We start from the raw sequence: 24,634 nt of genomic DNA on the forward strand, positions 1-24,634 counted from the left end.
CTTTTCCCCGCTTTCCGTTTTCAGAGGTCGCCATGCCAAGCCGCACCATCCCTGTCTCCAGCACCGTCGTCGATTCGATTCTGTTTCGAGACGCCTTCGGCACCGCGAAGATGCGCGCGCTGTTTTCCGATTACGCGCTCGTGCAGCGCTACATCGACGTCGAAGTCGCGCTCGCGAAGGCCGAAGCACGCGTCGGTGTGATTCCAGCCGAAGCGGCTGACGTGATTGCACAGGAAGCGAGCATCGAGCGCATCGATTTCGATCACATGCGCGAGGAGACGGACACCGTCGGCTATCCGATCCTGCCGCTCGTGCACCAGCTCGTCGCGATGTGTGGCGACGCGGGCCGCTATGTGCATTGGGGTGCAACGACGCAGGACATCATGGACACCGCCGTGTCGCTGCAAGTGCGCGATGCGCTCGATTCGATCGACGGCGACATCCGCGAGCTGCGCGGCATCCTTGCCGATCTCGCGAGCAAGCATCGCGATACCGCGATGGCGGGTCGCACGCATCTGCAGCAGGCGCTGCCGGTCACGTTCGGATACAAGGCCGCAATTTGGCTCGCGATGTTCGACCGGCATCAGCAGCGGCTCGCGGAGCTGCGCTCTCGCGTCGCGGTTGTCGAGTTCGCGGGCGCGGCTGGCACGCTGGCGTCGCTCGGCGACAAGGGTTTCGAAGTCCAGAAGGCGCTTGCAGAAGAACTGAAGCTCGGTGTGCCCGCGACGACGTGGCACGTCGCGCGCGACGGCTTCGCCGAGGCAGTGAACCTGCTTGCGCTGGTCACGGGCTCGCTCGGCAAGATCGCGCTCGACATCATGATCATGGCGTCGAACGAATTCGCCGAAGTGTACGAACCGTTCGTCAAGGGCCGCGGCGCAAGCAGCACGATGCCGCAAAAGCGCAATCCGATCTCGAGCGAGCTGATGCTGGCGGCGGCGAAAGCGGTGCGGCAGCACGCGGGCCTGATGGTCGACGCGATGATCCAGGATTTCGAGCGTGCGACAGGTCCGTGGCATGCGGAATGGATCGCGATTCCCGAGAGCTTCATCCTGACATCCGGCGCGCTGCATCAGGCCAAGTTCGCGCTCGGCGGGCTGATCGTCGATGCGCAACGGATGAAGCAGAACCTCGGCATCAGCAAGGGGCTGATCGTCGCCGAAGCCGCGATGATGCAGATGGCGCCGTTTACCGGGCGCCAGCAGGCGCACGACATCGTGTATGACGCGTGCCGCACGGTCAACGAGAAGGGCGGCACGCTCGCCGAAGCGCTGGCCGCACTGCCCGAGGTGACGCGGCACTTCGATCGCGACGCGATCGAGCGCATGACGGATCCGGTCAACTACCTGGGCCTCGCGCCGCAGATGGTCGATCGGGCGATCGCACTGTCCCGCGAAATCTGAGCGGACGTCGTGGAGGAGACACCATCATGAATCACGCACAGACCTCGCGCGACGAACCGGTCGCCCCGGCGCCGAAGCGCCCGTGGTATCGCAAGCTCGGCATGCAGGTGCTCGCGTCGCTGGTGCTCGGCATCGTCGCCGGGCTGCTGTTTCCGAAATTCGGCACGCAGCTGAAGATTCTCGGCGACGTCTTTCTCGCGCTGATCAAGGCGGGCGTCGCGCCGCTCGTGTTCCTGACGATCGTGCATGGCATCGCTTCCGCCGGCGACGTGAAGAGCGCGGGGCGGGTCGGCTGGCGGGCGATCGTCTACTTTGAAGTCGTGTCGACGATCGCGCTGGCGTTCGGCCTGTTCGCCGGCAACCTGCTCCAGACCGGCCAGGGTATGACGTCCGTGGCGGTCGGCAAGGTACCGATCGCCGCGGCAAAGGCGGCGCCGCAAGGGTTCACCGAATTCGTGATGCATCTCGTGCCAGACAACTTCATCGGCGCGTTCGCGAAGGGCGAGCTGCTGCAGGTGGTCGTGCTCGCGGTGATGGTCGGCATCGGCATTCTCGCGATTCCCGACGGGCGCCGCACGCGAATCAACGACGGGCTCGAGCAGATTTCGGAGGTCCTGTTCTCGTTCATCAATCTGGTGATGAAACTTGCCCCGCTCGGCACCTTCGGCGCGATCGCGTTCGCGGTTGGCAGCAACGGGACAGCCGTGCTGGTCGCGCTCGCGCAACTCGTGCTCAGCTTCTATGCGGTCGTGGTGCTGTTCATCGTCGTCGTGATGGGCATCGTCGCGAAGCTGGCCGGCTTCAGCATGTGGCGCTTCATGCGCTATATCAAGGATGAGATCCTGATCGTGCTCGGCACCGCGTCGTCGGAAAGCGCGTTGCCGCGCCTGCTGATCAAGCTCGAGCGACTTGGCTGCGCGAAGCAGACGGTCGGTCTCGTGCTGCCGACCGGCTATGCGTTCAATCTCGACGGGACGTCGATCTTCATGGCGATGGGCGTGATGTTCATCGCGCACGCGTACAACGTGCCGCTCACGTTCGAGCATGAGATGGGGATCCTGCTGCTGATGCTGTTAACGTCGAAAGGCGCCGCGACGGTATCGGGCGGATCGTTCGTCGTGTTCGCGGCGACGGTGACATCGACGGGGTTGCTGCCGGTGGAAGGGCTCGCGCTGATCTTTGGCGTCTACCGCTTCATGTCGATGGCGATCGCAACGTGCAATACGATCGGCAACAGTCTGGCCACGGTCGTCGTTGCGAAATGGTCTGGTACGTTCGACGAGACGGTCGCCCGACGCCACCTTTACCCCGAACGCTATCCCGCAACAGCGCGTGCCGATGCGAAGCTCGACGATGGCAACCTGCTTCCCGAAGATTCTGATGACGTGAATCCGCATCCGCAGGGGATCCCGCTCAAGCGCGGCGGTCTGTAGCATCGATTTTGGGCGAAGAGCGCATCGGTTCTACATATTTGTGGTCAAGTCGATGTTCTCGCAGGATGCAGCGTTTGATATCACTATTCACATTGATTGGACGGTTCGCTTTTCCTCGCGATGACACAATCCGGAGCTAAAGCGGCCGTCTGAGAATTATCGGCAACTATCCGCTTCGGGTTGTTCAGAGCCGCTCGCGTCGCCCCAGAACCGCGATTCGCGGTTGCGTGCCGTTCCAGTCGTCAGGACCGACGCGGCAGCGAGATAGGGAACCTTGTCACTATCCCACAATCGTCCGTTCAAACGGAGGTTCCGTGCAACGCGTGGCCGGCGGCTGGCACCGCTCCAGGGGAATTGACACTGGTCTTCGCGAAGCCGGGCTCGGTTAGAACTTTAGTTCGCGGCGTGCGATCCCTTGATTCACAAGGGTTTCGCATCTCTCGGTCGACCGAGACTGGCGAAGTGACATCTTTACTTCATAAACGGCGACGACTTTATTTTGGTCTACGGTTGCCCGAACTGTCGCAGCAACTCGAAGCCTGTCCCTCCGTGCCAAGTGCTATCAAAGTCGAAATCAGCGGCAAACTTTCTCGCGTGTGTCAGGCGTTTGTTACTTGCATAAATGAACTGATTGGCGTACTGTGGAAGGGCCGTGGAGGGAAACTGCGTTGGACAACATGGATCGAGACGTACTGGAAACTGCCGTCGTGTGGCATCGCGCTGGGCGCGCGGTGATGCTCGGCACGGTTCTGAAGACGTGGGGCTCGGCGCCTCGCCCGATCGGCGCGATGGTCGCGCTGCGTGATGATGGTGCCGTGAAGGGTTCCGTATCGGGCGGGTGTCTCGAGGACGATCTGATCGAGCGCGTGTGGCGCGTCGGATTTTCGGGCTCGACGCCGACCGTTGTAACCTATGGCCTCTCGGCAGGCGACGCGCATCGCTTCGGTCTTCCGTGCGGCGGCACGCTGATGATTCTCGTGGAACCGGTCCGGATATCGTCGCGCCTGGACGAGGCGCTGGAATGGGTCAGGCGTGGCCGGGCGGTGATCCGCAACGTGAACGCCAATACCGGCGAAGCCGACGTCACGCCGACCGATTCGGCAGCCCCGACCTCGTTCGACGGCGTGTCGTTGCGCGCATGTTACGGGCCCAGCCATCGCCTCCTGATCATCGGTGCGGGGCAACTGTCCGAATATGTTGCGCGCATGGCAGTGGCGCTGGGCTATCACGTCATCGTTTGCGACCCGCGTGAAGAGTATCTCGGGGAATGGTCCGTGGCTCATACCGAAGTATTTCGCGAAATGCCCGACGACCTGATCGAGCGAGTCGGCCTGGATCCGAACACGGCCGTGGTGGCGTTGACGCACGATCCGAAGATCGACGACCTTGCGTTGATCGAGGCGCTCAAATCTCCGGCGTTCTACGTGGGAGCGGTCGGCTCGCGTGCGAATAACGCGAAGCGTCGGGAACGGCTCAAGCTGTTTGACTTGACCGATACGCAGGTTGCAGCGCTTCATGGTCCGATCGGGCTTCACATCGGAGCCAGGACGCCGCCGGAGATTGCGGTGGCGATCATGGCAGAGATGACTTCGCACCGTTACGGCGTGCCGGTCGTGCAGTCGCACACGCTTCGCGATGCGCCATCGGTGCTGCAACGGATCGAATAGGGATAGGCGCACCTGTGTAGCGTTGCGCGAATGTCAGATGAAATTTATTCGATTAACTTATGGTTAAACCCGCCATGCTCGAATCGTCGAGCCACAGCGCGTCGGATGCACGTTTTGCATCGATCGAGCGCTATTCGTCGGTTGCGAGAACCGTCGAGATACTGTCGGATGCGTGGGGATTTCTGGTGCTGCGGGAGTGCTTTTTCGGCGTCAGGCGATTCGAGCAGTTCCAAAGCATCCTGCAGGTGCCACGTACCACGCTGATGGAGCGGCTCAAGAAATTCACGACCCTGGGCATACTGAAGAAACAGCTTCCGTCGACGGGCGGTGCCCGCCACGAGTACCGTTTCACGGAGCAAGGCCGCGACCTCTACGCGACGATGATCGCGCTGCTCGACTTCGGCGACCGTTGGCTTGCGGGGGGCGCGCAGCCTCCGTTGAAGCTCATTCACAAGACTTGCAAATGCGATTGCGCACCGCGCGTCGTGTGCTCGCACTGCCACGCCGGCATTGACCCGAGGTCCGTCCACTATCGCGACGGGCCGGGGGCGGGCGGCGAGGAGCGTAGCGCCGAACGCAAGCGCTCGCGCCGGAATTCGGACGTGAGCGTTCTCGAGCGCATTCGCCCATGCTCGGTCGCGCGAACGTTGCAGATCATCGGTGACCGCTGGAGTTTCCTCGTGATCCGGGAATTCTTTTACGGTGTTCGACGCTTCGACGAATTTCAGTCGCGCTTGGGTATCGCCACCAACATCCTGTCGGACCGACTGCAGCGACTCGTCGAGCAGGGTATCGCGGAGAAGCGGCTGTATCAGGAGAAGCCGAAGCGTTACGAGTACCGGCTGACCGAAATGGGCCGCGACTTGTATGGGCCGCTGCTGGTGATGATGGCCTGGGGTGACAAGTGGCTGTCTGGGGGAAAAGCACCGTTGAAACTCCGGCACCGAGAGTGTGACCACGATTTTCATGCAATCGTCGTATGCGACAAATGCGGCACCGAACTCGATCCGCGTGAAATGTCATACGTGCTGCGGTATGCGTTGCCGGTAGAGCTCGACGTCGCCTGACTCGCGCTTCTTGATGCCGCCTGGCGCCCGAGCGCGCGTACGGCGGCAGTTCGATTCATCAGGATGGCGGCGGCTGTCTTCTCGCCGGGTGGGCCTGGCGGCCGGCTGGGTGTCTCGTTCAAATCGCGCCGGCGGACCGCGCGCGTGCCGATTTGCCTCGTCATCTCCTTTTTCCCCTTCCTCATGGTTTGGTGCGCCGGATCGACTGCACGTGTCGCCACGTGCATCCAGTCGCCCGCGCGGACTTGCCGCATCCCGATTCGACCTCTCAGCGGACGTTAACCGTGTAGGCATGTCCAGTACACAACAACTGGGAACGTATCGGAAATGCAAGCGATCTCTCCGTTCGCGATTTCATATTGGAACGGTTGCGCTCCCCACGAAAGCGACGGTCGAATCCGCGCGGAATGCTTCAATAAATCGGTAAATCACAGCTAGATAGCCGCGCGGCGTCTACATGACAAGTTGTCGAACAAGGGACTTGCAAATCAGAATTTCACTCACTATAGTCCATTTATGCAAGTTAGTTTGTCGTCACGACATCGTCGTCGATTCAGTGATTCCGTGATCGGGTGGAGGAGCAAAATTGAACGCATTTGAGTTTCAGTCGAACAGGTCTACGATCGTCGAGGCTGGCGCCTCGGCCCGACTTGGGGAAATCGTCGGCCGGCTGGGTTGTCGCGCGGTCTTTCTCGTGACCGATCGCGGCATCGTCGATAACGGTCTGCTGAAACCGGCTCTTGAAAGCCTCGAGGCAGCCGGCACGGCCGTTACGGTGCATGCGGACGTGCAGGCCGATCCGCCGGCTCACGTTGTGAACAGTGCGGCCGATGCGGCGGTGTCCGCCCGGGCCGACTGCGTGGTCGGTATCGGCGGCGGCAGCTCACTCGACGTCGCGAAACTGGTGGCGCTTCTCGCGCACCGGACGGAAAAGCTCGACGACGTCTACGGCGTGGGCGTCGCGAAGGGGCCGCGGCTCCCGCTGGTATTGCTGCCTACGACTGCGGGAACGGGATCCGAGGTCACGCCGATTTCTATCGTGACGACCGGAGACGGAGAAAAGAAGGGCGTTGTCTCGCCCGTTCTGCTGCCGGACGTCGCCGTGCTCGATGCGGATCTGACGTTGAGCCTGCCGCCCGCCGCCACGGCGGCGACGGGCATCGACGCGATGGTTCATGCGATCGAGGCGTACACCAGCAAGCGCCTGAAGAATCCGGTCTCCGATTGCCTCGCGAAGGAAGCGCTTCGCTTGCTCGGCGCCAACATCGGCGAGGCTTGTGCCAACGGCACCAATCGCGACGCACGCCAGGCAATGCTGCTCGGCGCAATGCTGGCCGGCCTGGCGTTCGCCAATGCGCCCGTAGCAGGGGTGCACGCGCTGGCCTATCCGGTGGGCGCACGCTTTCATGTTCCGCACGGGCTGTCGAACTCGCTCGTTCTGCCGGCGGTCATGCGTTTCAACCTCGATGCGGCGGCCGACCGGTATGCGGAGCTTGCCGCCGTTCTGATGCCCGACGTCACGGGAAATACCGGTGCGCGTGCGAATGCACTGGTCGAGCGGCTGACTGCACTGCCGAAGGCGCTCGGCTTGCCGACGCGGCTGTCGGACGTCGGTATCAGCCGCGGCGATATCGCGACACTGGCGGAAGACGCGATGCGTCAAACCCGTCTGCTCGTGAACAACCCGCGCGAGATTTCCCTTCAGGATGCGGCTGCGCTCTACGAGGAGGTTCTGTGACCCAGAAAAAAATGCCGTCGCGTCGCACCCAATATCCGCACTTCAGCGCTATCCCGACGCGCTGGTCCGACAACGATTCCTACGGGCACGTGAACAACGTCGTCTATTACGCGTACTTCGATACGGCGGTCAATCGGCATTTGATCGAACGTGGCGTGCTCGATATTGCAACCAGCCCGATCATCGGGCTCGTGGTCGACACGTGTTGCACGTACTTCTCGTCGATCGGCTTTCCCGACGTCGTCCACGTCGGCATGAAGGTCGTGCACCTCGGTAACAGTAGCGTGCGCTACGAGGTCGCGCTGTTTCGCAACGATGCTGATACGGCTTCGGCGATCGGCGAGTTCGTACACGTCTATGTCGATCGGGCAACGAACGGCCCGGTGCCGGTTCCGCACGATGTTCGGCAAGTCTTGCAGTCGTTGATGGCCTGACGCGCCGGTCACGACAGTTGTCCTGGAGGAGAAAAAAAATGGAAATGGCAGGAGAGGCACGGTTGCAGGCATCCCGCGAGACCGTGTGGAACGCGCTCAACGATCCGGCGGTGCTGCAGGCCAGCATTCCAGGGTGCGAAGTGCTCGAGAAGAGCGCGGACAACGAATTTACCGCGACGGTGGTGTCGAAGGTCGGGCCGATCAAGGCGCGGTTCGCCGGCAAGGTGACGTTGTCCAACATCACTGCGCCCGTCAGTTACACGCTGACGGGTGAAGGGTCCGGCGGCGCGGCAGGCTTCGCGCGTGCCGACATCGACGTGGCGCTCGAAGCGCTGGAGCCGGATGTCACGCTGCTTCGATACGGCGTCAAGGCAAACGTCGGCGGCAAGCTGGCGCAGTTGGGCTCGCGAATGATCGATGCGGCGGCGCGCAAGTCGGCGGACGATTTCTTCGATCTGTTCGCGAGGCAGGTCGGCACGAAAGTGGCCAATGGCGAACAGGAGACGTCGTCATCGACGATCGGCATCGATGCACTGATGGCGGCCGTGTCGATCGAGCGTCCGCTCGTTGCGCCGGCTCACGCGGAATTGGCCGTCGCCGCCGAACCCGCGGCGGCGCGGCAACGCGTGGAATCCGTCGGCAGCGCTGCGCCGCAGGCTCGCTCCTCCGGAGCGGACGGCATCCCTGCGGCCCCGCTGGCCGATCTTCAGGCGGAGGTGACGGATGCGTTGATGACCGAGAAGATCAAGGTGTGGATCTCCGATCAGATCGCGGTCGTCACCTTGAACCGGCCGCGCAGTCGCAACGCGATGACATACGGGATGTGGCTTGCGATGCCGTCGATCATGACCGCTCTCGAACGAAATCCCGAGGTGCGTGCCGTGTTGCTGGCAGGCGCGGGCGACGACTTTTGCGCCGGCGCCGACATCTCCGAGTTCGAGAAGGTGCGCGCCGACGCCGGCCAGGCGAGCGCGTACGAGATTGCGGTGGATGCGTGCTGCGATGCGATAGCGAACATCTCGAAGCCGACCATCGCCGTATTGCGGGGCTACTGCCTGGGCGGAGGCGCGCATCTGGCGATGTCGTGCGACTTCCGCTTCGCGGCACCCGACGCCACGTTCGGCATTCCTGCGGCGCGCCTGTCCATCATCTACGGCGTGCGTGGAACGCGAAAGCTGTTGTCGTTGGTGGGGGTGTCGCAAGCGAAGAAGATCCTCTGCGGCGCAGAGCGATTCGACGCGCGTGCGGCACGCGACATCGGATTCGTGGACCGGATCGCGGGAGACGACGCGCAGGTTGCGCCGCTCTCATGGTGGCAGCGTGTGACCGGCGGCAAGCCGCGCGCAAGGACGAGCGATCCGATGGCCGATGCGCGCGCGTTCGCGAGAACGATGGCGGCCAACGCGCCGCTGAGCCTGGCGGGAGCGAAATACCAGCTGAACGGGATGGCAATGGGCACCGGCGCGTTGGATCTCGATAGAGCCGAAGCAATGATCGCGGCGGCAGCCAGTAGCGACGACTATCGGGAAGGCCGGGCCGCATTCGCGGAAAAGCGCTCGGCGAAATTCCAGGGACGTTGACGGAGGAAACGATGAAACCGGCACCGTTTGACTATTGTTGCCCGGACTCCGTCGACGAGGCGATCGCCGTGCTGGTGGCCTGCCGCGGCGATGCGAAATTGATGGCCGGCGGCCAAAGCCTGATGCCGATGCTGAATTTTCGGGTCGTTCGTCCCGCGATGATCGTCGACATCCGCAAATTGGTTGAACTCGACTACGTGCGCGAGCGTGATGACGGCGGACTCGCGGTGGGTGCGCTGACGCGTCACCGCGTGCTGGAGACGTCGCGCCAGGTCGCCCGACGTTTTCCGATCATTCCTGACACGATGCGCCATGTCGCCCACCTCGCGATCCGGAATCGCGGCACGATCGGTGGAAGCCTGTCGCATGCCGATCCGGCAGCGGAGTTGCCGATGCTGGCGCGATTGCTGGATGCGACGATCGTCACGCGTTCGCCCCGCGGCGAGCGCAGGATTGCGGCGGCCGATTTCTTCGTCGCGCCACTCACGACGATGCTCGACGATGACGAGATGGTCGTTCGCGTCGATTTTCCGGGCGTGAAGCCCGGGACCGGCTGGTGTTTCGAGGAATTCTCGCGTCGCGCAGGCGACTTTGCGCTGGCCGCCGTGGGCGTGCTGCTGGATGTCCGCGACGGCGTGATTCACGATGCGCGCGTCGCGATGATGGGAGTAGGTGACACGCCGTTGCGGCGCAGTGACTCGGAAGCGATCCTGCGCGGCAAGCCGTTGTCCGACGCGCTCGTGGAGGAGGCGGCGGAAATCGCGTGTGACGGACTGTCTCCCGCCATGGATCTGCATGCTTCGCCGGCGTACCGCCGCCATCTCGCGGGCGTGCTGGCGCGGCGCGCGATACGCAGCGCATGGTGCCGTGCTTCAGGAGTCGCGCAATGACCGAACATGACATTGCCCGCAAGCCCGTCTGGATGATCGTCAATGGCACGGTCGTCGAGCGCAGCGTCGAACCGCGCCTGCTTCTGTCCGATTTCTTGCGACACGACCTGTCGCTGACCGGCACGCACGTCGGTTGCGAGCACGGCGTATGCGGGGCTTGCACGGTGATCGTCGACGGCGATAGCGTGCGGTCCTGCCTGATGCTGGCGATCTCGGCCGACGGTTGCGACCTGCGTACCGTGGAGAGCATGGGCACGCCCGATTCGCTAAGCCCGCTGCAGGAGGCTTTCCGTGAACATCACGGCCTTCAGTGCGGGTTCTGTACGCCCGGCATGCTGGCGACCTGCACCGATGCGTTGCAGAAATACCCTCTCGATAGCGATGACGAGATTCGCGACGCGCTGTCCGGAAATCTTTGCCGCTGTACCGGCTACCAGGGCATCGTCGAAGCCGTCCGTGTTTGCGTAACGGCGCGCGACGCATTGCGGCAGGCCGCCGGATCCGAGCCAACCGAGGATAACCAACGATGAAAATGCATGTTCTGAATGGCGGCCGGCTCCGGATGCGCAAGAGTGTCTATCTGCCGGAAGCCGAGCGAAGCGAAACGATCGATCTGCCGGTGGCATGCATGCTGTTTCGGCATGGTCAGGGAAACGTATTGTTCGACACCGGATGCCACCCGCAGGTCGTCGACGATGCCGCCGCTCGCTGGGGGGCGATGGCGAAGGCCATGACGCCGATCGCAGGACCGGAAGACAACGTCATCTCGGAGTTGAAAACGCTCGGGCTCGGGCCGGACGATGTCGATGTAGTCGTCAACTCCCATCTGCACTCCGATCATTGCGGCTGCAATGCGTTCTTCAAGAGAGCGACGTTCTTCTGTCATGCAAAGGAGATGGCGGCCGCCCAGGGAGAGGAGGCACTGCAACGCGGCTACATTCCCGCCGACTGGGAGCATCCGATGCCGACCGAACTCATCGACGGGGAGCGCGACGTCTTCGGCGATGGAAAGATGCTGCTGGTCCCGTTGCCGGGGCATACGCCAGGGAGCATGGGCATGCTCGCGACGCTGGAGCGTGACGGCGCCTTCCTGCTTGCTGCCGACGCCGTTGCGCTGCGCGAGAATCTGACGCGCGAAGTGATGCCGCGCAACACGTGGGACCCGGATGCCGCGTTGTCGTCTCTCAATGAAGTCCGGAGGCTCGAACGAGATGGCGCGAGCGTGATCTTCGGCCACGATCCGCAACAGTGGGAGACGCTTCGCAAGGGGGCTCACGCGTATGAGTAAGCCGCGTCGTGATCCTGGCGCGCCGCCGGACGCCGATGTCGGCATCGACGAACAGCCGCGCGGCGGTTTTGTCGGGCAGCCGGTGCGCCGATTCGAGGACGCGAGACTGCTCACCGGACTCGGACGTTATGTCGATGATCGGCCGGCCGGAAATGCACTTCATCTCGCGATCGTGCGCAGCGACCAGGCGCATGCGCGCATCCGCGCCGTGCGTGCCGACGCTGCACGCGGCATGGAAGGTGTATTCGGCATCTATGCGTGGGCCGATCTGGCCGGCCTCGTCAAGCCGGCTGTCGCGGTATCTCGCATGGCGGATTATCAACCCACGCCGATTCATGCGCTGGCGGACGGTGTCGTGCACTTCGTTGGCGAACCGGTCATCGCGGTGCTCGCTGATAGCCGCTATCTTGCCGAGGATGCGCGGGATGAGATCGAGATCGAATACGAACCGCTGCCGGTCGAGACCGATGCCGAGGCGGCGGCACAGCCCGGTGCGCCACTGCTGCACGACGGGTTGACGAGCAACGTGCTGGTCGAACGACGGTTCGTGCGCGGTGAGATCGACGAAGCATTCGAGAACGCGCCCGTCACCGTTGGCGGCCGGTTCCGGTTTCACCGGAAGATGCCGACCGCGATGGAGCCGCGCACCTATATCGCGGAAGTGGATCCGGGCCGGGACGCCCTGACGCTCTACACGTCGAGCCAGATACCGGGCATTGTGCGCGACGCGATGGCGGATCTGCTTGACATGCCGGGCAACCGGCTGACGGTCATCGCGCCCGATGTCGGGGGCGGATTCGGCGGCAAGACCTCGGTCTATCAGGAGGAGATGCTCGTATGCGTGCTCGCGCGAAAGGTCGGGCGCCCGGTGCGCTGGAGCGGTGATCGGCTCGAGGACATGCTGTCGACGAGCCAGGCCTTCGACGAACGGGTTGATGCCGAACTCGCACTGGATAGCGATGGCCGGATTCTGGGGCTGCGTGCCGAAGTGATCGGCGATGTGGGCGCGTATTCGATCTATCCATGGACCGCCGGCATCGAGCCGGTACAGGTCATCAGTTTTCTGCCCGGGCCGTACCGGGTCCCCGCGTATCAAGGACACGTTCGCGGGGTGACGACACCCAAGGCGCCGACCGGACCCTATCGCGGCGTCGGACGCCCGACCTCGACATTCGCGATGGAGCGCCTGATGGATCTGGCGGCAAAGCGTCTCGGAGTGGACCCGACGGAGTTGCGGTTGCGCAACCTTGTGCGTCCCGAGGAGTTCCCGTATCGGACGCCGGTCGGCATCGTGTGGGATCAATCGGCGTTCATCGAAGGACTCGAGGCGGCCAAGGAGCGGTTCGACTACTCCGCCGCGAGGCAGGCACAGGCGCAGGCGCGTGCCGAAGGGCGCTGGGTTGGTATCGGCGTCGCCTGCTATGCGGAACTGTCCGGCATCGGCTCGCGCATTTCGGCATCGCCAGGCATGCCGATCAACACCGGCACCGATACATGCGTGATCCAGCTCGATTCGACCGGAGCGGTCACGGCATCGTTCGGCTGCGCATCGCATGGTCAGGGGCACGAGACGACACTCGCTCAGGTGCTGGCCGACGAACTCGGCGCGCGCATCGAAGATCTGCGCGTGATCACTGGCAATAGTGCCGCAGTACCGCACGGTACCGGCAGTTATGCCAGCCGGACGGCCGTCATCAGCAGCGGGGCGGGAATGCTGGCAGCGCGCGAGCTTCGTGCACGGATGCTGCGCGTCGCAGGCCACCTGCTCGACGTGTCGCCGGAGGATCTCGACGTGGTCGAGAGCGTCATTCGCGTGCGCTGGCGCGACGCCCGTCTCACGTTCGCTGAGCTGGCAAAGGCGCTCTATTCGCAAATGGGACGCGTGCCGCTGGAGTTCCGGGAGGACCTTTGCGTCAGTCGAGTGTACGACCCGGTGGTAGGCACGACCAGTTCGTCGACGCATCTCGTTCAGGTGGAAATCGATCCCGACACGTATGGCGTTCACGTTCAGCGATACGTGATCGCGGAGGACTGCGGACGGGTGATCAATCCGTTGATCGTCGCGGGGCAGACGCGTGGCGCCGTGGCACAGGGCATCGGTGCGGCACTGCTCGAAGAAGTCGTGTACGACGCCGACGGCCAACTGCTGACCGCGAGCCTGGTCGATTACCTGCTGCCTTCGGCACCGGAGGTCCCGACGTTGGATCTCGTGCACCTCGAGAAACTGGCACCCAACACGCTGGGCGGCTTTCGCGGCATGGGCGAGGGCGGGACGATCGGCTCGCCCGCGGCCATCGCGAATGCGATTGCCGATGCCCTGTCGCCGTTGAACGTCGACATATCGGAGCTGCCGGTGACGCCCGAACGTCTGTACCGCCTCATTCATTCATCCCTCATTGAATCAATCAAGGAGCAACAAGATGGAATTCAGACTTGACGGAAAGGTCGCGCTCGTCACAGGCGGCGCCCGGGACGTGGGCCGTGAAATCGCACTGGGCCTGGCTGCCGAGGGCGCGAGCGTCGTCGTCAACTATCACGGATCGAAGGCCGCAGCCGAAGCGGTCGTGGACGAGATCCGCGCGCAAGGCGGGCGAGGGATGGCGATCGGCTGTGACATCTCGGACCGTCGGGCCGTGGATCAGATGATTGACGAGACCGTCGAGGTCTTTGGCGGTCTCAACATCCTTGTCAACAACGCCGGGCTCGTCATCCGCAAGCGCTTTCTCGATTCCCAGCCGGACGAATGGCGCAAGCAGATCGACGTCTGCCTCTACGGCACGCTGAACTGCACGCATGCGGCGCTGCCTCATCTCGAACGACAGAAAGGCAGCGGCCGAATCATCACGATCACAGGAGATTCGTCGCGGGTAGGAGAATCCGGCCTGGCGATCGGCGCGGCCGCGCGCGCGGCCAATATTGCGCTGATGAAGTCGATCGCACGGGAAACCCGCTCGGGCACGACAGCAAATGCGCTCGCGCTCGGGCTGATCGAGACTGCACACGATCCGGAATTTCTCGAGGCGAATCTGGAACGGCTGGTCAAGCTCTATCCGCTTCGACGCCTCGGTCAGCCGCATGATGTTGCGCCCATGGCGGTCCTGCTTGCATCGGAAAAGGGAAGCTGGATTACCGGTCAGGTGATCAGCATCAGCGGCGGCTTCAGTATGGTCTGACGGCGCAACCCACGGCTTCCTTCCGACAACTGACATATCAGCGCCGCCGACCGAATCCGACGGCAGCGCTCCAGGAGACAAACGTGATTCATACCGAGCTTATTGTGCCTGTCCACGAATTGCTCAAGCGCCATAAGGAGCGCAATCCGGACAAGGCGGCATTCGAGGACGCACGGACGTCCATCACCTATGCGGAACTGGAGGCGATGACGGCGCGCCTGGCGACGCACTTCCAGCGGGCTGGCGTACAAGTCGGCGATTGCGTCGCCGTCGTGCTGCCGAATTCGATCGAGTGGGCGGTGAGCTGCCTAGCCTGTGTTCGCGCGGGCGCGATCGCCGTGCCGATCAGCCACGAGGCGACCTCACCGGAGATCGAGTATCGGCTGGACGATGCAAGCTGCACGGCACTCGTGACGAGCGCCGCGCGCGAGCGGGAATTGCATGCGGTCGGTGCTTCTGTCGGCACGGTCAGGGAATACGTGACCGTGTCGTGGTCGTCGCAGCCCGTTGTCGGGACGCCGTTTGCGGTCGCGACGGCGCGCGGTGCCCCGAGCGAGCCGTTGGATCCGGACGCGATCGACGATCCCGCATTCGTGATCTACACGTCGGGAACGACCGGCAAGCCCAAAGGCGTGCTACTGTCGACGCACGGCATGCTGTGGGTCGCCGCCGCATGCTGGGCCCCGATTGCCGGCCTGACGGGCAGCGATCGCGTGCTGAGCGCACTTCCGCTGTATCACTCGTATGCGCTGAACTTCTCCGTGCTGAGCGTGCTCGCAGTCGGTGCGACCGCGTATCTGATGGAGAAGTATTCGTCGAGCGAAATCCCGCGGCTGCTGTCGGACGGGCGCTTCACGGTCATGCCGGGCGTGCCGACGATGTTCCACTACCTGCTCGAATCCGCGCGGGCGAACGGGCGCGGCTCGCTGCCCGGGCTGCGATTGTGCGTGTCGGCCGGCGCGATACTGCCGGGCACGACGAATCGCGAATTCGAAAACATGTTCGGCCTGAAGCTGCTCGATGGCTACGGCATTACCGAAACCTCGACGATGGTCACGATGAACTGGCCGACCGGTGCGCGCGTATTCGGCTCGTGCGGCCTGCCGCTGCCGGGCGTAGCGGCGCGCGTCGTCGATCCTGTTGCGTTGCGCGATGTCCGTGTCGGGGAAGAAGGCGAGTTACTCGTCCGCGGCCCCAATGTGATGAAGGGATACCTGAACAAGCCAACGGAAACCGATGCGGCATTGAGCAACGGCTGGTATCGCACGGGCGACTTGGCACGCTTTGATGCGAACGGCTATATCACCATCACGGGGCGCCTCAAGGAAGTAATCATTCGGGGCGGCCAGAACATCTCACCGGCCGAGATCGAAGAGGTGGTCTGCGAGTACGACGGCGTTCACGATTGCGCGGTCGTCGGCATGCCGCATGCGCATCTCGGCGAGGTGCCGGTGGTGTTCGTCGTCGAGCGAGCCGAGGGCGCTGTGGATGTCGCGGCGCTGCTCGCGCACTGCAGTCTCCATCTGTCGGCTTACAAGGTGCCGTCCGCGATTCATGTGACGACGGAAATTCCGCGGACCGGATCTGGGAAGGTCATGCGGTTCAAATTGCGCGAAGCCGTACAACCGGCCGAGCACGGCGACGTCTGACACGTTACGCCTATCCTCTGACTGGAGAAATATTGATGTCGACAATTTCATTGAACGGGCAGGTAACGATTCGGAATCCTGAATTGCTAAGGCATGTATGCCTCATCGCAGGTGAATGGATTCACGCTGACCAAGGGGGCACTATCGACGTGCGCAATCCGTCGACGGGGCAGTCGCTTGGGACCGTGCCGCGCATGGGGCGAGATGAAACATTGCGCGCGATCGACGGCGCCAATGCCGCGCTGGCCGAATGGCGCGCGCGTACTGGGAAGGAACGTGCGGTGGTTTTGCGTCGCTGGTATGAATTGATGATCGAGAATCAGGATGATCTGGCGGCGATCATGACGGCTGAGCAGGGCAAGCCGCTTGCGGAAAGCCGCGGGGAGATCGGCTATGCCGCGTCGTTTCTGGAATGGTTCGGCGAGGAAGCCAAGCGCGTCTATGGCGATACGATTCCGGGGCATGCGCGCGACAAGCGCATCGTCGTGCTGAAGCAACCCATCGGCGTGTGCGCTGCGATCACGCCGTGGAATTTCCCGGCGGCGATGCTGACGCGCAAGATCGGGCCGGCGCTCGCCGCTGGTTGCACGATGGTATTGAAACCGGCGAGCCAGACGCCATTCTCCGCGCTTGCGCTCTGCGTGCTGGCGGAGCGTGCCGGCGTACCAAAGGGGGTGATCTCGTGCGTGACTGGCGCGGCGGCGGAGATTGGCGAAACGTTGGCGGCCAGCCCGATCGTCCGCAAGGTCTCGTTCACTGGATCGACGGAAATCGGCAAGGTTCTGCTGGCGCAATGCGCGTCGACCGTCAAGAAGGCATCGATGGAACTGGGCGGCAACGCGCCGTTCATCGTATTCGACGATGCCGATCTCGACGCGGCGGTGAAAGGTGCCATCGCATCGAAGTATCGCAATGCCGGACAGACCTGCGTATGTGCGAACCGGCTGCTGGTTCAGGACAGCGTGTATGACACGTTCATCGAAAAACTGTCGGCGACCGTGCAATCCATGCGTGTCGGCGACGGATTCGAGGAAGGTGTCGCGATCGGTCCTCTGATCGATGAGCATGCCGTCGCGAAGGTTGTGGAGCACGTCGACGACGCGATATCGAAGGGCGCGCGAGTCGTAGTCGGCGGAAAGCGGCATCAGAAGGGCGGCAACTACTACGAGCCGACGATTCTTGCCGATGTGACTCCGTCGATGCGGATCTTTCGCGAGGAGACATTCGGTCCCGTCGCCCCCATTTTCCGGTTCAGTACCGATGACGAGGCAATCGCGCTCGCGAACGACACCGAATTTGGTCTCGCTTCTTATTTCTACAGCCGAGATATTGGCCGCGTGCTCAAAGTGGCCGAGGCGCTCGAGTACGGCATCGTAGGCATCAACGAAGGCCTGATCTCGACCGAAGTCGCACCGTTCGGCGGTGTCAAGGAGAGCGGGCTCGGACGCGAGGGATCGAAGTACGGCATCGAGGACTACCTCGAGCTCAAGTATCTGTGCGTGGGCGGAATCGCCTGACGCTCGGGCGGCACCTGGGTGCATCGACGCTTCGGTGCCGGTTCATCGTGAATGCTTCGATGGAGGAATCTCGCGCAATAAAGTCCAGTAATGAAAGTTAAACAACAACGATGAATCCAATGGTTTGGAGGAGCTAGACATGTCAACGGTCAATGTGGCAGTGCCTGCGTTGCGGATGTCCCGTGACGAAAAACGGGTGGTTTTCGCATCTTCGTTAGGTACGGTGTTCGAGTGGTACGACTTCTTTCTCGCTGGCTCGCTGGCGACGTTCATTGGCAGGCACATTTTCTCCGGTGTCAACCCGACCGCGGGATTCATCTTTACGCTGCTGAGCTTTGCTGCGGGTTTCGCGGTGCGACCTCTCGGGGCGATCGTATTTGGACGTCTGGGCGACCTGGTAGGCCGCAAGTACACGTTTCTCGTGACGATCGTCCTGATGGGCGGCTCGACGTTTCTCATCGGGTTGCTGCCGGGCTTTGCCACTATCGGGATCGCTTCGCCGATCCTGTTTGTCGCGATGCGGATGATTCAAGGGCTCGCGCTTGGCGGCGAATATGGCGGCGCCGCGACCTATGTCGCGGAGCATGCGCCGAATGACCGGCGCGGTGCGTGGACCGCCTGGATCCAGATGACCGCGACGCTCGGGCTGTTCCTGTCGCTGGTGGTCATTCTGGGTGTGCGAACCACGACAGGCGAAGGTCCGTTCGCATCGTGGGGATGGCGGGTGCCATTCCTGATGTCCATCGTCCTGCTCGGGATATCGGTGTGGATCCGCCTTCAGTTGCATGAGTCGCCGGCATTCGAGCGCATGAAGGCCGAGGGCAGTCGCTCGAAGGCACCCGTAGCCGAGGCATTCGGGCGATGGAAGAACCTCAAGCTGGTGTTGGTCGTGTTGTTCGGGCTGACGGCGGGGCAGGCAGTGGTCTGGTATACGGGGCAGTTCTACACGCTGTTCTTTCTGACGCAGACGCTCAAGCTCGAGGGTTCGACGTCGAATGTGATCCTTGCCATCGCACTCGTGATCTCGGCGCCGTTCTATGTCGCGTTCGGTTCATTGTCCGACCGAGTCGGACGCAAGCCGATCATCCTGATCGGTTTCGCGCTGGCGGCCGCCACGTATTTTCCACTGTTCAAGGGGCTCACGCACTTTATCAATCCCGCGCTGGAGACGGCACAACGGAATGCGCCGATTGTGGTGAAGGCATTTCCTCGCGAGTGTTCGTTCCAGTTTAATCCGGTCGGTACGGCGACCTTTACCAGTTCATGCGATATCGCCAAGAGTGCGCTATCGAAAGCCGGGCTGAGCTACCGTAACGAACCGGCGGCGCCGGGAGAGCGGGCAGCGATCGTCGTCGGCGGCAGCGTCATTTCGTCATACGATGGAAAATCCGCCGACGCAGCCACGCAAGGGCGTGATTTCGATCGGGCGCTGCAGCGTGCGCTGCATGATAACGGCTATCCGGCGAAGGCCGATCCGGGCAAGATCAATTGGCCGATGGCGATCCTTCTGCTGGCGATCCTGATGATCTACGGCACGATGGTCTACGGGCCGATCGCGGCCATGCTCGTCGAGTATTTTCCGACACGGATCCGCTACACGTCGATGTCGTTGCCATATCACATCGGCAACGGATGGTTCGGTGGATTCCTGCCGGCTTCCGCATTCGCGATCGTCGCGGAAAACGGGAACATCTATTCCGGCCTCTGGTATCCGATCGTCATTGCGACCGCTTCGCTGATCGTCGGGATCTTGTGCGTGCGAGAGACGCGCGGCACCGATATCTGCGCAAACTGACCAGACAACATATCGATACGGAGTCGAGCGGATCATGGCGTTATACGAATATCGAGGCGTGGCCCCGCGCGTTCATGCGTCCGCTTACGTACACGCGAGTGCGAGCATCATCGGCGACGTGATCGTCGGCGCCGGTTGCTATATCGGTCCCGGAGCTTCGCTACGTGGGGATTTTGGCGCCATTCGTGTCGGGGAGGACAGCAACGTACAGGACAACTGTACGTTGCATGTCGGGCACGGAATGACATGTTTGCTTGGCGAACGGTCTCATGTCGGCCACGGCGCGGTGGTACATGGCGCACGTCTGGAGCGCAACGCGCTGATCGGGATGAACGCCATCGTGATGGACGACGCGATAGTCGGAGATTCCGCCATTGTGGCGGCGTGCGCGTTCGTCAAGTCGGGGATGGAGGTGCCGGCACGAACGCTGGTCATGGGCGTGCCGGCACGGACCGTCCGCGTACTGACCGAAGCGGAACTGCGTGAGAAGGTCGAAGCGACGAACCGCTACTGCGAACTCGCGGCAGCGAGTTTGGCAACGATACGCCGGATCGATATGCCGATCGGTGGCTGAGCCGAGTGATATTGCCGAAATTCGACAGAACTACCGACCGTCGCGAATGGAATACGGCGATCGACGATTGTCAGGATCGACCTTTGCGGCGGCGTGCCGCAATCGTTCGTTGTTGGCACCACCGAACGTAGCCGTGCAGTGCGCCGTAGACATGCGCGCACTGCACGATTCACATAAGAATCAATCGATCCCCGCCGTGCGGTGACCCGCATAGTACGGGGTGCGCCAGTTTGGCGTTATGCCCATGAAGTCGTCGAAATATGCAATGGCCAGCATCGGCTCTTCGAGCAAATTCTCGCGATACGATTGCCAGATCTTGACCTGTCCGATTTTTTCGGACGGTTCGACGATTTTTCCACATTCCTGCCGTAATACTTTTTTGACGAGCTCAACGCAAAAATGAGTCAGTGCGAATCCGGTCGGCCACCAGTCTGCAATTTCGCTGCTCGGTTTCTTATGTGGAATGACGGTTACCGATGTGTCTCGGACGGCTTTGAATTTCAATAGTTCGGCGAGCAGCGCGCCGATGCAGAACTGAAAATAGTCAGCCGCGTTCTTGTGTAGGTAAAACTCGCTGTCTTCAAGGATTTGAGTCCACGCGACGAACGCTTGTGTGAACTGTCGATCATCGAGCTCGAGCAACACGCCGGAATTTTTTGAGTAGTCGTCGCAATACTGCTGAAGAAGCAGTCTGCAAGATGACAGTTTGGCGAGAGCCGACCATACGCGATGTATGGACCTTGCGATCGGTTCGTGTTCGTCTACCAAGATGCTTCTCCGGTGCATTGACTTCACAGGTAGCTCACAATTCTGGAAAACTCGCGCTGCATCGCGTCGTCCGGATTTTTCGATCGCAATGCCGCTCGAATTCGCGATTCGGACGCGCCTACGAGATCCGCCGCGAAGCGAAGCAGCGTGTCGGGATCGGACGGAAGCGCCGCAGGCTGAACAATTCTTGCGCACCCGGTGATGCCGAGTAATAGAAAAACATATACGTTCGGCTCGGATACCAGCCACCACGGCGCGACGACATCAGGCAATTCATCGAATCGTGCGCTTCGAATCGGATGGCGGTCGATAAGCGATAACGTGAGCCGGGAATACGCGCGACAGATATCGTCGGAAAATTCATCCGGCGATGCCTCGACCTGGATTTCCGATATGCCTTTCAACACGTTGTGCGCGCCGCGCAGGCTGCTGAATGCGTCATTGATGCGGTGTTCGAAGATAAGGACGTCCGTCGCACCCGCGTGCAGGATGAATCGCTTCGCGGCTGCGTAATAAAGTGCCGAGCAGTGGCGGATCAGCTTTGTATCCGCGGATTCGCGAATGATGCGTTCCAGGCCGCCGTCGAAGCTGACGGGCGCTTTCCAATGATCCTGCAGTGGGGGAATCGCATGACCTGCATACGTTTCGGCCGTTTCGAGCAGTGTGTCCGCGAAATGGCCGACGGAGCCAAGAAATTGCGGCAACGGCGGCAAGTTCGCGCGGTGGGCTGCGGTTCGCTGAGAATCGGGCCCAGAGCCAGGGACGTTTCGCGCCGCGTATCGAAGTTGCCGCGCACAATCCATCAATGCAAGGCGAACCTGACTGAGATCCTGGACGATGTGCGATGGCGTCAATGACTTGGGTTCCATGGCTGACTCGAAATTGAAACATTTGAAGTTAAGATAGCACATTTGTTCAGTGTCATTGATCACGTTAATTTAGGGGAGGAAGCGTGCCGAGAGCCCGAACCAAGCACCGAGAAGAGGCCATCGACGAACAAAGCCCAGCGCGCAGACTGCGGCTACGCGCGGCGTGGATGTACTTCGTGGAGGAGATGACGCAACACGAGATCGCACAGAAACTCGGCATCGGTCGGGTGACGGTCGTGCGCCTGCTGGCCGCTGCGCGCGAGCGAAACGAGGTAAAAATTTCGATTGGGGATCGTCTGGTCGAATGCGTGGATCTCGAACGGCAACTCGAGGAGCGATTCGGGATCGCGGAAGCGATCGTCGTACCGCTGTCAGAGCGAGATGCGGATGCCACCGCGCCAGTGAGCGCCGCCGCTGGCGAATATGTGTCGTCGATGGTGCGGTCGAACATGAAAATCGGCGTCGGTTGGGGGCGCACCCTTGTCAGTTCGCTGTCGTACATGGGTGAGCGTCCCGTCGAAAACGTCTCGGTGGTTTCACTGCTGGGCGGCATCATGAAAGCCCGACATTTCAACCCGGCGGAGTTCGCTTGGCGTTTCGCGACGTTGTATCAGGCGGACTGCTACCTCATGACCGCGCCGTTGGTGGTCGACAGCCCGGAGACCCGGCGCACGCTCATCGAGCGCTGCGGCCTCCGGGATATTTTCGATCTGGCGAGATCCCTGGATGCGGTCGTGCTCGGCGCTGCGGGCACTGGCCCGGAGGCAACGGCGCACCGATCGCGGTTCATCAGCGATGCTGATCGCGAATCAGTGATCAAGGCGGGTGCCGTGGGCGATCTGCTCTTCAACTTTTTCGACGCCAACGGACAACTGGTTGACCATCCCATCAACGAGCGTGTGATGTCCGTGCCGCTCGACATCGTCAAGCAAGTACCGGTGCGCGTGCTTGCAGCGGGCGGCGTCAGCAAGGTGCCGGCGCTTGGGGGCGCTCTGAGGTTATTGCGACCGTCCGTATTGATCACCGATCAATACGCCGCAGCGGACTTGCTGAAACTAGCGGACTGACCTTCGCGCGGAAAGGTCCCCGCCACCTTTCCGTGCTTCGCGCTCGTCCCCACTGCCGAGAGAAGCGCGCTCTCGCACCTCCCCCATTCGCAGCGACGACAGTAATGCTGCGCCGCATCAATTTCTGTATCAGTGCCCGCCGCTGGGTTGTCGCTCGCGTCAACGAGTCGTTGGCGCGGCTCCTCCTCTTTCCGTCCCCAAATTTCCATGCGCTAGGAATAACCCTAGATGCGCTCTTTTTGCCGCTCGGTTGCTTGTACCTTTTGTGAACAAAGTGCTATTGTAAAAAACAAATGTGCACTGAACGTCGCGGCGATCCGGATCGCAGACGCGGGTTAAGGGCACATGCCTGCGCAAGCGCGCGTCACTACCCAGGAGACATCGTCGATGCTCAACATCATTCCCAGCGGCCTGGCGGCCGACCTCAAAGCTCGCGCCCAATCGGGCAGACCTATCCGAATCGGCTTGATCGGCTCCGGCGAAATGGGCACGGACATCGTGACCCAGGTCCGGCAAATGGAAGGTCTCGAGATCGGCGCGATCGCGGACCTCCGTGTCGACGCCGCATGCGAAGCGGTTCGAGTCGCCAATCAGGCGGACGACGGTTATCGCGTCGTCGAGACTGGCTCGGGAATTTCGCAGGCGATCGAGGCCGGATCGATCGCCATCACGCAAGACTCGAATGCGATCTGTACCAACGATCAAATCGACGTGGTTATCGATGCGACCGGCAAACCGGCGGTGGGCGCGCAGATCGGGCTGCTGGCCATGGAGCATGGCAAGCATCTCGTGATGATGAACGTCGAAGCCGATGTGACCATTGGCGCATACCTGCGTCGTGAAGCGGAGCGGCTGGGCGTGGTGTACACGCTCGGCGCCGGCGACGAGCCGAGCTCGACGATCGAGTTGATCGATTTCGTCAGCGCGCTCGGTTATCCGATCGTCGCCGCGGGTAAGGGCAAGAACAACCCGCTGAATATCGACGCGACACCGGACGACTACATGGCGGAAGCCAAGGCGCGCAACATGAATCCGCGCATGCTGGTGGAGTTTGTCGACGGTTCGAAGACCGCGGTCGAAATGGCGGCGATCGGAAATGCGACCGGGCTGATTCCGGATGTGGCAGGCATGCACGGTCCCGCGGCCACGCTCGACCAACTGCATGAAGTGCTTTGTCCGGTGGCGGACGGCGGGATCCTCAACCGAAAGGGCGTAGTCGATTACACCATCGGAAAGGGCGTCGCGCCCGGGGTGTTCGTCGTTGCCGAACTTGCCCATCCTCGCCTGCGCGAGCGCATGGCAGACCTCAAGCTCGGCAAGGGGCCGTATTACACGTTCTATCGCCCGTATCACCTGACGAGCCTCGAAGTACCGCTCAGCTGCGCGCGCGCCGTCCTGTACGGCAAAGCCGACATGCGGCCGCTCCCCGTGCCGGTGGTCGAGGTTTGCGCGGTGGCGAAGCGAGACCTGAAAGTCGGTGACCGCCTCGACGCGATCGGCGAATTCACGTACCGCGCGTGGGCCATCGCGGCGGACGACGCGCTTGCGCAGCGCGCGGTTCCGTGCGGCTTGCTGGAAGGCGGCGTCGTCACCCAAGCAATCCGAAAGGGCGAATTGCTGACGTACCAGAACGCCGCGGTCGACGCGAACGCACCGATTGTCAAACTGCGCCAGCGTCAGGACGAGATGGTCCGTGGCGCGCGTGCCGCCGCTTGAGGAGAG

The 24,634-nt window shown here is 62.2% G+C and carries 20 protein-coding genes; 18 read left to right on the forward strand and 2 right to left on the reverse strand.

Annotated elements, in window-relative coordinates; translation table 11 throughout:
- Nucleotides 1–32 precede the first annotated feature (32 nt).
- From ACTJKF_RS08070 to ACTJKF_RS08145, 16 genes are all read left to right on the forward strand, one after another.
- Entirely contained in the window at nt 33–1,403 is a 1,371-nt protein-coding gene (locus tag ACTJKF_RS08070) for a class-II fumarase/aspartase family protein (protein ID WP_440623039.1), read from the forward strand.
- Nucleotides 1,404–1,429: 26 nt separating this feature from the next.
- Nucleotides 1,430–2,836, forward strand: a complete 1,407-nt coding sequence (locus ACTJKF_RS08075; RefSeq protein WP_440623040.1) for a cation:dicarboxylate symporter family transporter — start codon at nt 1,430–1,432, stop codon at nt 2,834–2,836.
- Nucleotides 2,837–3,513: 677 nt separating this feature from the next.
- Nucleotides 3,514–4,503, forward strand: coding sequence for an XdhC family protein (locus ACTJKF_RS08080; RefSeq protein WP_440623151.1), 990 nt, complete (start codon nt 3,514–3,516; stop codon nt 4,501–4,503).
- A 59-nt stretch (nt 4,504–4,562) separates the two neighbouring features.
- Nucleotides 4,563–5,570 carry a winged helix-turn-helix transcriptional regulator gene (locus ACTJKF_RS08085; protein ID WP_440623041.1) on the forward strand — a complete coding sequence of 336 codons (1,008 nt, stop codon included), beginning with the start codon at nt 4,563–4,565 and terminating at the stop codon, nt 5,568–5,570.
- A 586-nt stretch (nt 5,571–6,156) separates the two neighbouring features.
- Nucleotides 6,157–7,308, forward strand: coding sequence for an iron-containing alcohol dehydrogenase (locus ACTJKF_RS08090; protein ID WP_440623042.1), 1,152 nt, complete (start codon nt 6,157–6,159; stop codon nt 7,306–7,308).
- Between the two features lie 11 nt (nt 7,309–7,319).
- A complete protein-coding gene (locus tag ACTJKF_RS08095) occupies nt 7,320–7,742 on the forward strand; it encodes an acyl-CoA thioesterase (protein ID WP_440623152.1) in 423 nt (140 codons plus the stop codon).
- Nucleotides 7,743–7,780: 38 nt separating this feature from the next.
- Nucleotides 7,781–9,322 (forward strand): enoyl-CoA hydratase-related protein, encoded by a 1,542-nt coding sequence (locus ACTJKF_RS08100; RefSeq protein WP_440623043.1) that lies wholly within the window; start codon nt 7,781–7,783, stop codon nt 9,320–9,322.
- Nucleotides 9,323–9,333: 11 nt separating this feature from the next.
- Entirely contained in the window at nt 9,334–10,212 is an 879-nt protein-coding gene (locus ACTJKF_RS08105) for an FAD binding domain-containing protein (protein WP_440623044.1), read from the forward strand.
- Nucleotides 10,209–10,742 carry a (2Fe-2S)-binding protein gene (locus ACTJKF_RS08110; RefSeq protein ID WP_440623045.1) on the forward strand — a complete coding sequence of 178 codons (534 nt, stop codon included), beginning with the start codon at nt 10,209–10,211 and terminating at the stop codon, nt 10,740–10,742. The genes ACTJKF_RS08105 and ACTJKF_RS08110 overlap by 4 nt, the downstream gene beginning before the upstream one ends.
- Nucleotides 10,739–11,500, forward strand: coding sequence for an N-acyl homoserine lactonase family protein (locus ACTJKF_RS08115; RefSeq protein WP_440623046.1), 762 nt, complete (start codon nt 10,739–10,741; stop codon nt 11,498–11,500). Before ACTJKF_RS08110 ends, ACTJKF_RS08115 begins: the two co-directional genes overlap by 4 nt.
- Nucleotides 11,493–13,937, forward strand: coding sequence for a xanthine dehydrogenase family protein molybdopterin-binding subunit (locus tag ACTJKF_RS08120; protein WP_440623047.1), 2,445 nt, complete (start codon nt 11,493–11,495; stop codon nt 13,935–13,937). The genes ACTJKF_RS08115 and ACTJKF_RS08120 overlap by 8 nt, the downstream gene beginning before the upstream one ends.
- Nucleotides 13,921–14,673: an SDR family NAD(P)-dependent oxidoreductase gene (locus ACTJKF_RS08125; RefSeq protein WP_124638255.1), complete on the forward strand. Its 753-nt coding sequence runs from the start codon at nt 13,921–13,923 to the stop codon at nt 14,671–14,673. Before ACTJKF_RS08120 ends, ACTJKF_RS08125 begins: the two co-directional genes overlap by 17 nt.
- Nucleotides 14,674–14,756: 83 nt before the next feature.
- Nucleotides 14,757–16,322 carry a class I adenylate-forming enzyme family protein gene (locus tag ACTJKF_RS08130; RefSeq protein WP_440623048.1) on the forward strand — a complete coding sequence of 522 codons (1,566 nt, stop codon included), beginning with the start codon at nt 14,757–14,759 and terminating at the stop codon, nt 16,320–16,322.
- Nucleotides 16,323–16,357: 35 nt separating this feature from the next.
- Nucleotides 16,358–17,839 carry an NADP-dependent succinate-semialdehyde dehydrogenase gene (gabD, locus tag ACTJKF_RS08135; RefSeq protein ID WP_440623049.1) on the forward strand — a complete coding sequence of 494 codons (1,482 nt, stop codon included), beginning with the start codon at nt 16,358–16,360 and terminating at the stop codon, nt 17,837–17,839.
- Between the two features lie 139 nt (nt 17,840–17,978).
- Nucleotides 17,979–19,634, forward strand: coding sequence for an MFS transporter (locus tag ACTJKF_RS08140; protein ID WP_440623050.1), 1,656 nt, complete (start codon nt 17,979–17,981; stop codon nt 19,632–19,634).
- A 34-nt stretch (nt 19,635–19,668) separates the two neighbouring features.
- Nucleotides 19,669–20,208 carry a gamma carbonic anhydrase family protein gene (locus ACTJKF_RS08145; protein ID WP_109342682.1) on the forward strand — a complete coding sequence of 180 codons (540 nt, stop codon included), beginning with the start codon at nt 19,669–19,671 and terminating at the stop codon, nt 20,206–20,208.
- Between the two features lie 180 nt (nt 20,209–20,388).
- Here ACTJKF_RS08145 and ACTJKF_RS08150 read toward each other — a convergent pair whose 3' ends face one another.
- Nucleotides 20,389–20,976, reverse strand: coding sequence for a hypothetical protein (locus tag ACTJKF_RS08150; RefSeq protein ID WP_440623051.1), 588 nt, complete (start codon nt 20,974–20,976; stop codon nt 20,389–20,391).
- A gap of 23 nt (nt 20,977–20,999) precedes the next feature.
- Complete coding sequence (locus ACTJKF_RS08155; RefSeq protein ID WP_440623052.1) at nt 21,000–21,845, reverse strand: hypothetical protein; 846 nt, start codon at nt 21,843–21,845, stop codon at nt 21,000–21,002.
- Nucleotides 21,846–22,012: 167 nt separating this feature from the next.
- Here ACTJKF_RS08155 and ACTJKF_RS08160 point away from each other — a divergent pair, with 167 nt between their 5' ends.
- The gene (locus tag ACTJKF_RS08160; protein WP_440623053.1) at nt 22,013–22,912 is read left to right on the forward strand and encodes a sugar-binding transcriptional regulator; all 900 of its coding nucleotides are present in this window, start codon (nt 22,013–22,015) and stop codon (nt 22,910–22,912) included.
- 387 nt (nt 22,913–23,299) lie between these two features.
- A complete protein-coding gene (locus ACTJKF_RS08165; protein WP_440623054.1) occupies nt 23,300–24,628 on the forward strand; it encodes an NAD(P)H-dependent oxidoreductase in 1,329 nt (442 codons plus the stop codon).
- Nucleotides 24,629–24,634: the final 6 nt, after the last annotated feature.

Source organism: Burkholderia sp. 22313, from assembly GCF_052045245.1.
Classification (GTDB): Bacteria; Pseudomonadota; Gammaproteobacteria; order Burkholderiales; family Burkholderiaceae; genus Burkholderia.

Coding starts and splice junctions, on each gene's coding strand:
- ACTJKF_RS08075 (WP_440623040.1), top strand. CDS start 1,430: ATGAATCACGCACAGACCTCGCGCGACGAACCGGTCGCCCCGGCGCCG.
- ACTJKF_RS08100 (WP_440623043.1), top strand. CDS start 7,781: ATGGAAATGGCAGGAGAGGCACGGTTGCAGGCATCCCGCGAGACCGTG.
- ACTJKF_RS08105 (WP_440623044.1), top strand. CDS start 9,334: ATGAAACCGGCACCGTTTGACTATTGTTGCCCGGACTCCGTCGACGAG.
- ACTJKF_RS08115 (WP_440623046.1), top strand. CDS start 10,739: ATGAAAATGCATGTTCTGAATGGCGGCCGGCTCCGGATGCGCAAGAGT.
- ACTJKF_RS08155 (WP_440623052.1), bottom strand. CDS start 21,845: ATGGAACCCAAGTCATTGACGCCATCGCACATCGTCCAGGATCTCAGT.
- ACTJKF_RS08140 (WP_440623050.1), top strand. CDS start 17,979: ATGTCAACGGTCAATGTGGCAGTGCCTGCGTTGCGGATGTCCCGTGAC.
- ACTJKF_RS08080 (WP_440623151.1), top strand. CDS start 3,514: ATGGATCGAGACGTACTGGAAACTGCCGTCGTGTGGCATCGCGCTGGG.
- ACTJKF_RS08110 (WP_440623045.1), top strand. CDS start 10,209: ATGACCGAACATGACATTGCCCGCAAGCCCGTCTGGATGATCGTCAAT.
- ACTJKF_RS08125 (WP_124638255.1), top strand. CDS start 13,921: ATGGAATTCAGACTTGACGGAAAGGTCGCGCTCGTCACAGGCGGCGCC.
- ACTJKF_RS08120 (WP_440623047.1), top strand. CDS start 11,493: ATGAGTAAGCCGCGTCGTGATCCTGGCGCGCCGCCGGACGCCGATGTC.
- ACTJKF_RS08145 (WP_109342682.1), top strand. CDS start 19,669: ATGGCGTTATACGAATATCGAGGCGTGGCCCCGCGCGTTCATGCGTCC.
- ACTJKF_RS08085 (WP_440623041.1), top strand. CDS start 4,563: ATGGTTAAACCCGCCATGCTCGAATCGTCGAGCCACAGCGCGTCGGAT.
- ACTJKF_RS08165 (WP_440623054.1), top strand. CDS start 23,300: ATGCTCAACATCATTCCCAGCGGCCTGGCGGCCGACCTCAAAGCTCGC.
- ACTJKF_RS08070 (WP_440623039.1), top strand. CDS start 33: ATGCCAAGCCGCACCATCCCTGTCTCCAGCACCGTCGTCGATTCGATT.
- ACTJKF_RS08095 (WP_440623152.1), top strand. CDS start 7,320: ATGCCGTCGCGTCGCACCCAATATCCGCACTTCAGCGCTATCCCGACG.
- gabD (WP_440623049.1), top strand. CDS start 16,358: ATGTCGACAATTTCATTGAACGGGCAGGTAACGATTCGGAATCCTGAA.
- ACTJKF_RS08160 (WP_440623053.1), top strand. CDS start 22,013: ATGTACTTCGTGGAGGAGATGACGCAACACGAGATCGCACAGAAACTC.